Genomic DNA, 12,106 nt, shown 5'->3' with positions numbered 1-12,106 from the left:
CCAAGCGAAAGGCGCAACGATGACCACACGGCGTGAAACCGGTATGGCGGCCCCGCACCGCGTTCTGATCCTGGGGGCGGGGTACGCGGGCATGGCCGCGGCGATCCAGCTCGCGGCTCGGACCAAGGGGCGCGAAGACGTGCGGGTGACCCTGGTGAATCCGCAGGAGCGGTTCACCGAGCGGTTGCGGCTGCACACCGTGGCGACCGGGCAGCAGGTCGCCGAGATGAACATCCCAAAGCTGCTGGAGGGCACGGGGGCGCGGTTCGTGCGCGGCTGGGTGACGGCGATGGATGCGAACGCGAGGATCGTGCGGATCGACGACGACCGGGTGCTGCACTACGACACGCTGGTGTACGGGCTGGGCGGCGTGGCCGACACGACGACGGTGCGGGGCGTGGAGGAGCACGCGTACACCCTCGACAGTGCCCAGGACGCCGAGGTGCTGGCCGAGCGGCTGGCTCGGCTCGGCCGCGGTACGGTCGTGGTCGGCGGCAGCGGGTTGACCGGCGTCGAGTCGGCCGCGGAGATCGCTGAGCGGCACCCCGGGCTGAACGTCGTGCTGCTGGGCCGGCAGGAACCCGGCGCGGCCATGGGCCCCAGGCCGAAGGCGTATCTGCGGGCCACGCTCACGCGCCTGGGTGTCCAGGTGCGTAGCGGGATCGAGGTGGTGGGGGTACGGCCCGACTCGATCGAACTGGCGGGCGGGGAGAGCGTCGCCGCCGATGTCGTCCTGTGGACGAGCGGTACGCGGGTGTCGCCGCTGGCGGCCGCCGCCGGTCTGACCGTCGACGAGCGCGGCCGCGTCGTCACCGACGCGGCGCTACGGTCGGTGTCGCACCCGGACGTCTACGCCGTGGGCGACGCGGCCGCGATCCGCCAGGGCTACGGCGTCATGCACGGCACCTGCCAGGGCGGCATGCCGACCGGTGTGCACGCCGCGGTGTCGATCGTCCGCGCGCTGGACGGCAAGCGGCCCAAGCCGTTCCGCTTCGGCTACTACCACACGCCGGTGAGCCTGGGACGGCACGACGCGGTCGTCCAGTTCACCCACCCCGACGACAGCCCCCGACGGGTGTATCTGACCGGCCGCATAGCGGCACGGTATAAGGAGACGGTGACCGCTTCGCCCTGGCCGACCTACGGCCGTATGAAGAGGCTGCCGACCTCAGGCGCGTTCTGGCCCCGTGGCGGCCGGTTCACCCGCGTCCGGGGTGTGCGGTGACCCACACGCCCCCGGATCACGACCAGCAGGTGTTCAACCGGCATCGCAACCTGCTGTTCTCGGTGGCCTATCGCGTCCTCGGCACCGTGGCCGACGCCGAGGACGCGGTTCAGGACGCCTGGATCAAATGGTCGGCCGACGACCGTTCGCAGGTGGCCGACCCCAAGGCCTATCTGGCGCGGATCGTGTCGAATCTGGCTCTGCGGCGGCTGCGCTCGGCCCGGTACCAGCGTGAGACCTATGTGGGACCGTGGCTGCCGGAGCCCATTCTCACCAGCGGCGACACCGCCGACGACATCACGAACGCCGAGTCGGTGTCGACGGCGATGTTGGTGGTGCTGGAAACCTTGAGCCCGCTTGAGCGCGCGGTGTTCGTGCTGAAGGAGGTCTTCGACTTCAGTCATGCCGAGATCGCGCAGGCGGTGGAGCGTTCCGAGGCGGCGGTGCGCCAGGCCGCGCACCGTGCTCGCGAGCACGTACGGGCCCGGCGGCCGCGCTTCACCGCCGACCGGTCGCGGCAGCGCGACGTCACGGAGCGGTTCCTCGCCGCCGCGACCGGGGGCGACATCAACACCCTCATGGAACTGCTGTCCCCGGACATCACGCTGTGGACCGACGGGGGAGGCAAGGTCCGTCAGGCTCTGCGTCCGGTCGTGGGCGCCCAGACGGTGGCCGCCTGGTTCGCGGCCGTCGGCAAGGTCACGTACCAGGGCGTCGAGCCCGCCGACATGAACGCCGAACTGGTCGAGATCAATGGCGGGCCGGGCATGGTGTTCAGCGGTCCGGGGCGTGTCATCGCCACTGTGACCTTCGACTTCGATGCCGACGGTCGCATCACCACCATCCACAACATCGCCAACCCGGACAAACTCCAAGCCATCGCCGAGGGGATCATCCGCGACGTCGGCACGCTCTGAGATCTGCCCGGGTCCGCCCCGACAGCCGATCGATGGGAGTCGAACTGTGAAACTCAGAACGCGCAGTTGCTTTGAGCGGATCGGTGTCGGGCTTGCGAATGCCCGCGGTTTCCGAGAAATCGAGGGGGCCATGTATCCATCGTTGTTCTCCGCGGGTACGTAACGTATGTTCCGGCTGTATGCCGTCGATGGTCAGGGAGAAGTCGTGTCCGAACTTGTGGCTCCCCAGCTCGTCGTCAACAGCCGGATGATCTACTTTGGCTGGGTGCCGGCCGATCCCGAGGCCGTCGCGGCCCTGGTGCCCGATGGTCTGGAGCCCATGGCCAACCGCCAGGTCTTCATGAATCAGTACGTCGTCGACCGGCCTGAGCAGACTTCGGGCTTCGGCGCGTACTCGCTCACCTACATCGGGCCGGACCTGGAGGACGCCTACGCCCCCGACGGTGTGACCCCCGGCCGGTGGTGGACGCACTACTTCAACTCCAGCGTGGTGGTGCGCGAGTACGCGGCCGCCCGAGGTGTGCCCGCCACCGCGGGCCGTACCACGATCGAGGTCAGCGGCGGGGAACTGGTCGCGACGACCGAGTCGGACGGTGTGCCGGTGATCCGCACGACCGCGCGGGTCGGTGACACCGGTACGGCGGTCAACCGTGGCCAGTTGCGCTACATCACGGAGGTCGGCGGACAGAGGCTCAGCGGGATCTATCCGTTCGTGGCGGAACCGGTCGACCCGTTCGAGATCGTGTCACTGGAGTTTCTGGAGCCGAGCCACCCCGTCTACGCTCTCCGCCCCGCCGAGCCGCTGCAGATCGTGTGGGGTTTCTACTCGCCCCGCTCGTCGTTCGCCTATCCCGGTGGGGAGTCGGCAATGGTCTGACGCCTGTCACCGGGTGAAAGGCGGATCGGTGGACGCCGCCTCGGGCGGCAGGGGGAGTGCTCCTCGCGCACGGACCTTCGGTCTCACGTCGCCGTCCTGTCGAGAAAGCCGACGACGCGGGCGTTGAGGTGGGAGGCCTGGTGCCATGGCATCGCGTGGTGGGAGAGGTCCGGCAGCACCGCGGTCTCCGCGTTCGGCAGGAGGCGTGTGGCGGCGGACGCGATGCGGTGAGGGGGATGGGCCTTGCCGCGCCCGGCGAGGAGCACAAGGGTCGGCGTGGTGAGTGTGCGCAGTAGTCCGGGTTCGGGCCGCTTCCCGGTCACGATCTTCGTGTCCGTGAACTCCGCGGCCAGGCCGTACAGCCGCGGCCAGGCGGGGTCGGTTTCCGCGCCGTCGGTCTCCCACGCCAGGAAGGCCCGCGCCCGCGAGGCCGTCGGCCGGATGAGGGACGGCAGCGCGCGTGCCAGGTATCCCACCCGGAATCCTCCGAAGCACTGCGTCGGATCGAGGAGAACGAGCCGCCGGACCCGCTGGGGCGCGTGGAGGCCGTAGGTCAGGGCGACCCACCCGCCGTAGGAGTGCCCGCACACGGCGGCGCTTCCGACCCCGAGCCCGTCGAGCACCCCGTCCAGCCAGCCGAGCAGGTCGGGGACGCTGCGAGGAGGCCGCTCGCCCCGGGCGCTCCGTCCCGGCTCGCCGATGCGGTCCACGGCGTACACCCGGTGCCGGCGTGCGAACTCGGCGACGTTGGCGAACCACATCGCCGCGGTGGTGCCACCGCCGTGCAACAGGATCAGCGGCGGGCCGTCCGCGGGCCCGCACGCGTTCACCCGCGTCGTTCCGTATGCCGACGGCAGGTCGATCGGCTCGACCTGGACCGGCCAACGCTCCAGGACCGCGTCATAGGCGGCGAGGAAGGCCGCGTTCGCGCCGTGGCCGTCATCGGACATGCCTCACCTCAACAGGTAACTCGCCAAGCAAGAGTCTCGCTGAGCGAGATATTGCCATAATATGGCAGCGGCGACGAACGGAGGAAGGTGGCGGACGACGTGAACGAGCAGGACGCCGGGATGCGAGTGGTGCACCTGCTGCGCGCCATCACCATGGAGCTCGACCGGGTCGGGGAGAGATTCGCCGCCCGGCACGCCCTCCACCCGACCGATGTGCGTGCGCTCATCTGTCTCCTGGATGCCGCTCGCACGGGCGCGCCCGCCACCCCGGGGGTGCTGGGGGCGCATCTCGGCCTCAACTCCGCGGGTACCACGGCGGTGATCGACCGTCTGGAAAGACTCGGTCACGTGCGCCGGGAACGCGACACCCGAGACCGTCGGCGTGTGCTGTTGAAAGTGGATGAGAGCGCGGTCGCGCTCGGCTGGAGCTTTTTCGGCCCGCTCATCAACGAGGTGGTCGCCGTCATGAGCCGGTTCGACGCCGCCGACCAGGCGACCGTCGAGCGCTTTCTCAGCGGCGTGCACGAGGCTGTCACCGGCCGGGAGTAGCACCTGCGGCATCCCTTCGGGGGCACTTCGAAGTAGCCGACGGCGTCAAGCCGGGCGGCCCACGCCGGGAGCCCGCCGGGGGCAGGACGACCTACGGGTGGTCTCACGGCTGTTCGGGGCACTTCGTCGAGTGGGCGCCTAGGGTGGCGTCGTGACGGAGACAGCGGCCACGGGCTACGACTGTCTGTCGTCCTGCCTGGTTCCGGAGAGCGGGCTGCGGACATTCCTGCTGGACTGTTTCGGGATCGCCGAGTCTGAGTTGTTTGTGAGCCATGACGACCGGATCGCCGAGCGGTCGCGGGACATCCCGCAGGACGTGGTGTTCTCCGTGTTCTGCAGGTACCGGCAGGTCTTCGGCCACTTCGCGATGGGCTTTGACGTCGGCGTCGAGGGCCGGCCGACCGAGCGGGTCGGCCGCCGGGAGTTCGCCGAGCGATTCGCCGCCCACTTCGATACGTACGTGCTGTACGGCGACACCGAACCACCGGGACTGTGGACGGTGATCCTCGCGGACGGCACCCGCCTTCGCGTCGCGATGGACGAGGAAGACGACCGGTATGTGCTCCACGCGGCCACGGCGCCGGTGCCGGGCCTGCCCGAGGTCCGCGTGGACGAGGGCCTGTGGCGGCTCCGATGAGCCTTCGCCGGTCGGCGCTCGGATCCGCCGTACCGGCCCGGTCGAACAGAATCACCGGAGCGTCGAAGAAGTGACCGGACGCGGAGACCCCCTGGGTGGTCAAGGGGTCCTCCACGGGCGGGACATCGGCCCGGCCGGGCGTCGTGCGCCTGGCGGATCCGGTGGTGCCTCAAACCGTGACGACGACCTTTCCCGGGGCGTGTCCCTCCTCCAGATATCCGATGGCCGCCGGGATCTCCTCGAACGGGTATTGCCGGTCGATGACCGGGGTGATCTTTTCGTCCTCGATGAGCTCGGTCAGCGTCATCAGGTTCTGCTTGTTCTCCGTGCATCGGGTCGCGTCCGTGAGGGCCATCCTCTGGGACACGAACGGCGACATCGCGAGCACCGAGAACACGTGACCGAGGGGTTGCAGCCATCGACCGGCCTGCCCACCGACGACGACGTGGGTTCCCCGCGGGGGCAGCACCCGCCGGCACGCCCATGCCGAGCGGCTTCCCGCGATGTCCAGCAGGAGGTCGTGGTGCCCTCCACTCCGGGTGAAGTCCTCCTTGGTGTAGTCGATGACCTCTTTCGCGCCGATCGATCGGACCAGGTCGACGTTACGCGTGCTGCAGACGCCGGTGACCTCCGCGCCGAACGCTCGCGCGATCTGCACGGCGAACGTGCCCACTCCTCCCGACGCCCCGTTGACGAGGACCTTCTGCCCCGGCTGGATTCGTCCGTCGTCGCGCAGGCCCAGCAGGGCGGTGTTGGCCGCCATCGGTACCGCCGCCGCCTGCTCGAACGACAGGTTCTTCGGCTTCGGCGCCAGCTCGGATTCCCGGACGCACACGTACTCGGCGAAGCCGCCCTGTTCGAGCACCGCGAACACCTCGTCGCCAGGGCGGAACCCCGTCACGTCCTTGCCGACCGCCTCGACCTGCCCGGCCATGTCGGCGCCCAGGATTTCGAGCTTCGGGCTGCGCGCTCCGAGGCCGCCCATCAGACGCGCGATGTACGGCTCGCCTCTCATGTTGTGCCAGTCGTACGGGTTGACGGAGGTGGCCCGCACCCGGACCAGCACCTCGTCGTCGCGGGGGACGGGCTTGTCGACGTCGGTGAGGTCCAGGACGTCAGGTGAGCCGTATGCCCGCAGAACGAACGCCTTCATGGTTTCTCCTCTCGTTGAGGAGCAATGTAGAAGTCCTGCGGGAAGGGCTCATCGGCCGAAAGTACGCCTGTTTGGGGGAAGATCGGCTGGTTCGAATCGGGCCGTTCTGGCGATGAGCCGCCTCGCCTCGATCGTCATGATCGGGGCATGACCGACGAGCGCACGACGAGACATCTCCCGCTCCCGGGGACGCCGCGAAGCGGCCGCCCGGCAGACGGCCGGAACGGCGCGGGGACCTCCCCCGCAACCTCCGCCACGAGGGCGGGGTGGCTCCTGCCCACCGCGCTGATCCTGCTCAGCGCCGTTCCCATGGCCGCGGGCGCCGTGCGCCTCGACGAGTTGGCGGGTGGTGCGGCGATCACGCCGGAGAACGCGCGGTTCTTCGCGGCCCCCGTGCCCGTGGTGGCGCATATCGTGTGCGTCAGCCTGTACAGCGTTCTGGGGGCCTTCCAGTTCGCCCCGGGTTTCCGCCGGCGGAGGCCCGGCTGGCACCGCGCCGCCGGGCGGCTGCTGATCCCGTGCGGACTCGTCGCAGCGGCCACCGGCCTGTGGATGACCCTGTTCTATCCCCGCCCCGCCGGCGACGGCGATCTCCTCGCCGGCTTCCGGCTCGTGTTCGGTACGGCCATGATCATGGCCATTCTCCTCGGCCTCGCCGCGATCCGACGGCGGGACATCGCCCGGCACCGCGAATGGATGATCCGCGGTTACGCGATCGGGCAGGGGGCGGGCACGCAGGCGCTGACCCATCTGCCGTGGTTCCTGATCGCCGGCACCCCCGGAGAGCTTCCCAGGGCCCTGCTGGTGGGCGCCGGGTGGGTGATAAACCTCGCGGTGGCCGAGTGGTTCATCCGTAGGCGGCCGCTCAGTTCGCCCCGCACTTTCGCGAGCGGTTTCGCGGGCCGGTGACGGGGGACTCCGTGGAGACGGCAGGCGGGCCCCGATCCGCCACCGTCGCCGGTCACGGCGCGGGAGCCCCGGATCTCGCCGATCAGTTCCTGATCCGGTTGGTCTCGTAGGCCCACATGGCGATCTCGACGCGGTTGCGGGCGCCCAGCTTGGCCAGCAGGCTGGCGATGTGGGACTTCACCGTGCTGAGGGAGATGTGCAGCTCGTCGGCGATCTCGCTGTTGGTCCGTCCACGTGCCACGGTGGCCAGGATCTGTTCCTCCCGGGCCGTGAGCGCCTCGATGGGGCGCACCGGCGGCGTGGCGGGCACGGTGCGGGCGAAGGTTCCCAGCAGTCGTGCGGTGACGCTCGGGGCGATGAGCGCGTCGCCGTTCGCGGCGGCGTGGACGGCCTGGGAGAGCAGGTCGGCTCCGGCGTTCTTGAGCAGAAAACCCCGGGCACCGGCTCGCAGCGCGGCGTAGACGTACTCGTCGAGGTCGAAAGTGGTGATGACGACGACGGCGAGGGGGTCCTTGATGCCCGGCCCGGCGAGGGAGCGGGTGGCTTCGATGCCGTCGAGGCCGGGCATGCGGATGTCGAACAGGCACACGTCAGGGCGTAGGCGCCGCGCGAGCTGGACGGCCCGCCACCCGTCGGCGGCTTCGCCGACGACCTCGATGTCCGGCTGGGCGTCGAGGATCATGGTGAGCCCGGTGCGGACGATCTCCTGGTCGTCGGCGACGAGCACCCGGATGCTCATGTCACCGCTCCGGTTCGGGGCAGTACGGCGGTCACGGTCCAGCCTCGATCCGGGGCGGGGCCGGCTTCGCAGGTGCCGCCCAGCAGGTCGGCACGTTCGATCATGCCGATGAGCCCGTATCCCGGTGACCCGGCCGAACGTACCAGGCCGCCGTCGCCGTCGTCACTCACCCGCAGGCGCACCGATGTGTCGTCGGCGGCGACGCGAACCTCGATACGGGTGGCGTGACGGGCGTGCCGTCGAGCGTTGGTGACCGACTCCTGGGCGATGCGGTAGATCGCAGCCTCGATCGACAGGGGAAGCTCACCGATGTCGTCGGAGATCTCCACCTCGACGGACGGGCCGGAGCGGCCCGGGCTCGCGAGCTGTCCGAGGTCGGTGATGCGACGGACGGGAGCCGACTCCGCGGGCTGGTCCCGGCGCAGCAGGCGGACCATGGCGCGCATCTCGTCGAGGGCCTGTGCCGCCTCGGCCTCGATCACGTGGAGCGCCTCGGTCGCGGAGTTCGGCCGCGACGCCGAGGTGGCGATGCCCGCCTGTGCCCGGATCGCCATCGCCGAGATGTGATGGGCGACGGTGTCGTGCAGGTCGCGGGCCAGCCGTTCGCGTTCGAGCAGCTTGATCTGGTCGAGCTCGCGCATTCTCGCCCCGGCACGGTAGCGGAGCGCCCCGCCCAGGGCGATGGCCGAGAACGTGACGGCGAACGCGCCGCCCGCGTCGCCGAGGGTGAGGCGGCCGGAGAGCAGCGAGAGGGAGACCACGACCATCGTGATCGCCAAACCGATCGCGGCCTCGCGTCCCGAACCCCACCGGAACAACGAGTACAGCAAGACCAGCACGTACACCATCGTGTACGCGTCCAGGGGGTCGCCGTTCGTCAGCAGCGGGGCCAGGCTCGTGACGGCGAAGGCGATCACGACCATCAGCAGCGGGTTGGTCCGGCGCCACAACAGCGTGGGCGTCAGCCCGACGGTGACGGTCACCGAGACGGCCCGCCACGGAAGATCGGGCCGCAGGACTCCTTCGAGCACCGCGGCCGCCATGAGTACTCCCACGAGTGCCCAGTCCCGCCAAGCCCGCGGCGGCGGGTTGGGAGGTCGGGGCTCGTCCCATACGGAGCGAAGAAGGGCGAGCACATGAACATGGTACGGAAGTCCACGCTGCTCGGGGCGGCCCAAAGTACGGGAGGTGCATTTCACCGTCGCGCGGCCCCGGCAGGTGGGAGCGCGTGTGGCGGCGCGGCCGTACCGCGCGCCGTACAGTGGTGCTAAAAGATCTTGAAAAAGATCTGAGCGGGCTGTCGAATCGGGGCGGTCCCGTTCGAAGCGTGGTCAGAGGGCCGAGAGGAACACCCGAGAGCCGGCCCGTGACTCGTGAGGAGAACGGCCATGACCCAGCAGACGATGAGGGCCGCGCACCCGGTGACCTGCGACCCGCGTACCGGTGTCACCAGGTCGCTGCTGGGCTACGGGATCATCGCCGGGCCGCTGTACGTCGGGGTGTCCCTGACCCAGGCGCTGACCCGGGAGGGGTTCGACCTCTCCCGCCACGCATGGAGCCTGCTGGCCAACGGCGGCCTCGGCTGGATCCAGATCACCGACTTCGTCGTCACCGGGCTGATGGTCATCGCCTGCGCGGTCGGCCTGGGCCGGGCCCTGGCCGGTGGGCGCGGCGCGACCTGGGCTCCCCGGCTCGTCGGAACGTACGGGGTGAGCCTGATCGGCGCGGGAATCTTCCGGGCGGATCCGGCGATGGGCTTCCCGGTGGGGACGCCGGAGGGGCCCGGGGAGGTGAGCCTGTCCGGGATGCTCCACTTCGCCTGCGGCGCAGTAGGTTTCCTGTGTGTGATCGTGACCTGTTTCGTCATCGGCCGCAGGTTCGCCGCCGCGGGCCGTACCGGGTGGGCGCTTTACTCCCGGCTCACCGGCGGGTTGTTCCTCGCGGCCTTCGCCGCCATCGCGACCGGTGCGGGTGCCCCGTGGGCCAACCTGGTCTTCGTCTCCGGGGTCGTGATCATCTGGGCCTGGCTCTCGGCCCTGTGCCTGCACCTGTACCGGCACGCCGCCCCCCGGCACGCCTGAGCACACCCGGCCTCCGCACCACACCGTCAAGAAAACAAGATCGAAGGAGACGTCCGATGCGATACATGATCATTCTCAAGGTCACCAGCCAGCCCGCCACCCCGCCGCCGGCGGAGTTGATGGAGGCCATCGCCAAGCTCGGCGGGGAGGCCACCGCGGCCGGGGCGTTGCTCGACACCGCCGGGCTGGCCCCGAGCGCGCAGGGCGCGCGGGTCGCGATCACCGGGGACAGGCTGAGCGTCACCGACGGCCCGTTCGCCGAGGCGAAGGAGCTGATCAGCTACGCGCTCTACCAGGTCCGCTCGAAGGAGGAGGCCGTCGAGTGGACCTCCCGCTTCTTGAAGATCCACCGGGATCACTGGGCGGGGTGGGAGGGTGAGGCCGACGTGCTGCGCGTCTTCGGTCCCGAGGACTTCGCCGCCCCCGCCTGATCTCACCACCGTGCGCGAACCCCCGGCCGGAAACCCCGGCCGGGGGTTCGCGCGTCCGGGCACGTACTCACGGGCCGGACGCGTACACCGGGAGTCGTTCGCGGGGTCGCCGGTACCGGCGGCGGGCGAGGTCAGGCGTCCCCCGGAAAGGAGCGCACGGCCGTGACCTCCACTCGGGGTCGTGGGGTCCGGCTGATACCGTCTCCCAGGATCGGAGAGGCGGACGATGAGTTTTGGTGAGTTGACCGTGCCCAGCGGACTGGAGCAGGTCATCGGTCCGGAGGAGCTCTTCTTCTCCACGACGGACCGGCGCGGGTTGATCCGCAGCGGGAACTCCGTCTTTGTCCGGACCTCCCGGTTCTCCCTGGACGAACTCACCGGAGCGTCGCACAGCATCGTACGCCACCCCGACATGCCGGCCGGGATCTTCCAGCTGCTGTGGGACCGCATGCTCGCCGGGCGTCCGGCGGGGGCCTACGTGCGGAACCTGGCCAAGGACGGCAGTCACTACTGGGTTTTCGCCACCATGACGCCCTCGGCAGAGGGTTTCCTGTCGGTTCGGATGGCACCGCGGGCCGGACTGTTCGAGGAGGTCAAGCGCATATACAAGTATGTCGCCGACGTCGAACTCGAAGCGGCCGAGCACGACCGGATGAACCGGCGTGACGTGGCGCTGGCCGGCAGGGAGCAGATCGAGCGGCTGCTGGGAGAGCTCGGGTTCGGCTCGCACGACGACTTCCTCACCGAGGCGCTGACCGCCGAGGTGGCGGCGCGCGGCCGGTTGGCCTCCGCGACCTATGCCCGGCCCCGGGCACAGGGGCCGATCGCGGAGGTGCTGGCCGGGGTCGGAACGCTGGAGACGCTACTGACCGGCCTGGTGGAGCGGCTGGAGGGTTACCGGGTGTTCAGCGACCGGCTCATCCGGTCGTCCAACCAGGTGCTCGACGTCGCCCGCCGGCTCGACGAGGTGGTCGCCAGAGCCCAGGTCGCCTCCGAGACGGTCGCCGACACCGTACCGGTGCTGAGCAACGTCGCCCGGGTGATGGTCACACCGACGGGCACCGCGATGGTCACCCTGGAGCGGCTGGTGCCCAGGCTCGCCGCGCTGCGCTCGTGCGTCACGGACCTGCGCTTCCGGATCGTGCTGGCGAGCCTGCACAACGACATGGTCGCCGCGTTCGCCGCCGAGGTCGCGGACGGTCTCGCGCCGCCCACCTCGCTGAGCGAGGTGCCCCAGCTCTGCGACGCCGTGCAGGAGAGCGTGCTGGAGATGTCGGCCAGGGCACAGCAGGTGAACCGGACACTGCGCGAGATCGTCGCCGAGATCGCCGAGGCGGGCGAGCGGCTCACGGAGTTTCGCTGGTTCCTTGGGAAGTGGCGGATGCTCGTCCTGCGTCACCGGGTCGAGAACGCACTCGGTGACCTGGTGCGGCCGATCGACGACGAGTTCACCGCGATCTGGGACGGCCTGGACATGCTGCACGCGCTGGGCAGGGAGTTCGAGTCCTCGGCCGTGCCGTTCGATGTCCGGGCGCTGGAGGCGCAGGTGGCCCGGATCAGGGTCGCGGCCACCGAGTACCGCGACGCGTGCTGAGCCGGGTCCGGGCTGATCCTCGGGAAGTAGGACGCATGGGCCAC

General features: G+C 70.0%; 13 protein-coding genes. 9 read left to right on the top strand and 4 right to left on the bottom strand.

Annotation, left to right across the window (positions count from 1 at the left end):
• The first annotated feature begins 19 nt into the window (after positions 1-19).
• The 3 genes from ACFQVD_RS28545 to ACFQVD_RS28535 all read left to right on the top strand — a co-directional run bounded on the left by ACFQVD_RS28545 (position 20) and on the right by ACFQVD_RS28535 (position 3,019).
• Complete coding sequence (locus ACFQVD_RS28545) at positions 20-1,225, top strand: NAD(P)/FAD-dependent oxidoreductase (RefSeq protein WP_343982411.1); 1,206 nt, start codon at positions 20-22, stop codon at positions 1,223-1,225.
• Complete coding sequence (locus ACFQVD_RS28540; protein ID WP_343982408.1) at positions 1,222-2,142, top strand: RNA polymerase sigma-70 factor; 921 nt, start codon at positions 1,222-1,224, stop codon at positions 2,140-2,142. The genes ACFQVD_RS28545 and ACFQVD_RS28540 overlap by 4 nt, the downstream gene beginning before the upstream one ends.
• Positions 2,143-2,347: 205 nt before the next feature.
• The gene (locus ACFQVD_RS28535) at positions 2,348-3,019 is read left to right on the top strand and encodes a hypothetical protein (protein WP_343982405.1); all 672 of its coding nucleotides are present in this window, start codon (positions 2,348-2,350) and stop codon (positions 3,017-3,019) included.
• A gap of 83 nt (positions 3,020-3,102) precedes the next feature.
• Here the strand turns inward: ACFQVD_RS28535 and ACFQVD_RS28530 are convergent, their stop codons facing one another.
• Positions 3,103-3,969, bottom strand: coding sequence for an alpha/beta fold hydrolase (locus ACFQVD_RS28530; protein ID WP_343982402.1), 867 nt, complete (start codon positions 3,967-3,969; stop codon positions 3,103-3,105).
• Positions 3,970-4,056: 87 nt separating this feature from the next.
• Between ACFQVD_RS28530 and ACFQVD_RS28525 the strand changes: the two genes are divergently transcribed.
• Positions 4,057-4,518: a MarR family winged helix-turn-helix transcriptional regulator gene (locus tag ACFQVD_RS28525; RefSeq protein WP_343982399.1), complete on the top strand. Its 462-nt coding sequence runs from the start codon at positions 4,057-4,059 to the stop codon at positions 4,516-4,518.
• A 151-nt stretch (positions 4,519-4,669) separates the two neighbouring features.
• Positions 4,670-5,155 (top strand): hypothetical protein, encoded by a 486-nt coding sequence (locus ACFQVD_RS28520; RefSeq protein WP_343982396.1) that lies wholly within the window; start codon positions 4,670-4,672, stop codon positions 5,153-5,155.
• Between the two features lie 169 nt (positions 5,156-5,324).
• On the opposite strand, the gene ACFQVD_RS28515 is transcribed toward ACFQVD_RS28520, so the two are convergent.
• Positions 5,325-6,308 (bottom strand): NAD(P)-dependent alcohol dehydrogenase, encoded by a 984-nt coding sequence (locus ACFQVD_RS28515; RefSeq protein ID WP_343982394.1) that lies wholly within the window; start codon positions 6,306-6,308, stop codon positions 5,325-5,327.
• A gap of 147 nt (positions 6,309-6,455) precedes the next feature.
• On the opposite strand from ACFQVD_RS28515, the gene ACFQVD_RS28510 reads away from it, so the two are divergent.
• Positions 6,456-7,217 (top strand): DUF2306 domain-containing protein, encoded by a 762-nt coding sequence (locus ACFQVD_RS28510; protein ID WP_343982391.1) that lies wholly within the window; start codon positions 6,456-6,458, stop codon positions 7,215-7,217.
• Between the two features lie 82 nt (positions 7,218-7,299).
• Here ACFQVD_RS28510 and ACFQVD_RS28505 read toward each other — a convergent pair whose 3' ends face one another.
• Both ACFQVD_RS28505 and ACFQVD_RS28500 read right to left on the bottom strand, forming a co-directional pair.
• Positions 7,300-7,956: a response regulator transcription factor gene (locus ACFQVD_RS28505; protein WP_343982388.1), complete on the bottom strand. Its 657-nt coding sequence runs from the start codon at positions 7,954-7,956 to the stop codon at positions 7,300-7,302.
• On the bottom strand, positions 7,953-8,999 hold the full coding sequence (locus ACFQVD_RS28500) for a sensor histidine kinase (RefSeq protein ID WP_343982385.1): 1,047 nt from the start codon (positions 8,997-8,999) through the stop codon (positions 7,953-7,955). Before ACFQVD_RS28500 ends, ACFQVD_RS28505 begins: the two co-directional genes overlap by 4 nt.
• A 345-nt stretch (positions 9,000-9,344) precedes the next feature.
• Here ACFQVD_RS28500 and ACFQVD_RS28495 point away from each other — a divergent pair, with 345 nt between their 5' ends.
• The 3 genes from ACFQVD_RS28495 to ACFQVD_RS28485 all read left to right on the top strand — a co-directional run bounded on the left by ACFQVD_RS28495 (position 9,345) and on the right by ACFQVD_RS28485 (position 12,062).
• Complete coding sequence (locus ACFQVD_RS28495) at positions 9,345-10,037, top strand: DUF998 domain-containing protein (RefSeq protein WP_386272516.1); 693 nt, start codon at positions 9,345-9,347, stop codon at positions 10,035-10,037.
• 56 nt (positions 10,038-10,093) lie between these two features.
• Positions 10,094-10,468 carry a YciI family protein gene (locus ACFQVD_RS28490; RefSeq protein ID WP_364150475.1) on the top strand — a complete coding sequence of 125 codons (375 nt, stop codon included), beginning with the start codon at positions 10,094-10,096 and terminating at the stop codon, positions 10,466-10,468.
• A gap of 226 nt (positions 10,469-10,694) precedes the next feature.
• The gene (locus ACFQVD_RS28485; protein WP_343978693.1) at positions 10,695-12,062 is read left to right on the top strand and encodes a PAS domain-containing protein; all 1,368 of its coding nucleotides are present in this window, start codon (positions 10,695-10,697) and stop codon (positions 12,060-12,062) included.
• The last annotated feature ends 44 nt before the right edge of the window (positions 12,063-12,106 follow it).

Source organism: Streptosporangium amethystogenes subsp. fukuiense (genome assembly GCF_042665875.1).
Lineage (GTDB): Bacteria > Actinomycetota > Actinomycetes > Streptosporangiales > Streptosporangiaceae > Streptosporangium > Streptosporangium fukuiense.
The sequence above is the reverse complement of the archived record's forward strand: the minus strand, read 5'-3'. Positions and strand labels throughout refer to the sequence as shown.

What these genes read in the sequence shown, in the direction of transcription:
- ACFQVD_RS28545 (WP_343982411.1), top strand. Translation starts at nt 20, where the DNA reads ATGACCACACGGCGTGAAACCGGTATGGCGGCCCCGCACCGCGTTCTG.
- ACFQVD_RS28530 (WP_343982402.1), bottom strand. Translation starts at nt 3,969, where the DNA reads ATGTCCGATGACGGCCACGGCGCGAACGCGGCCTTCCTCGCCGCCTAT.
- ACFQVD_RS28515 (WP_343982394.1), bottom strand. Translation starts at nt 6,308, where the DNA reads ATGAAGGCGTTCGTTCTGCGGGCATACGGCTCACCTGACGTCCTGGAC.
- ACFQVD_RS28510 (WP_343982391.1), top strand. Translation starts at nt 6,456, where the DNA reads ATGACCGACGAGCGCACGACGAGACATCTCCCGCTCCCGGGGACGCCG.
- ACFQVD_RS28505 (WP_343982388.1), bottom strand. Translation starts at nt 7,956, where the DNA reads ATGAGCATCCGGGTGCTCGTCGCCGACGACCAGGAGATCGTCCGCACC.
- ACFQVD_RS28500 (WP_343982385.1), bottom strand. Translation starts at nt 8,999, where the DNA reads ATGGCGGCCGCGGTGCTCGAAGGAGTCCTGCGGCCCGATCTTCCGTGG.
- ACFQVD_RS28495 (WP_386272516.1), top strand. Translation starts at nt 9,345, where the DNA reads ATGACCCAGCAGACGATGAGGGCCGCGCACCCGGTGACCTGCGACCCG.
- ACFQVD_RS28490 (WP_364150475.1), top strand. Translation starts at nt 10,094, where the DNA reads ATGCGATACATGATCATTCTCAAGGTCACCAGCCAGCCCGCCACCCCG.
- ACFQVD_RS28485 (WP_343978693.1), top strand. Translation starts at nt 10,695, where the DNA reads ATGAGTTTTGGTGAGTTGACCGTGCCCAGCGGACTGGAGCAGGTCATC.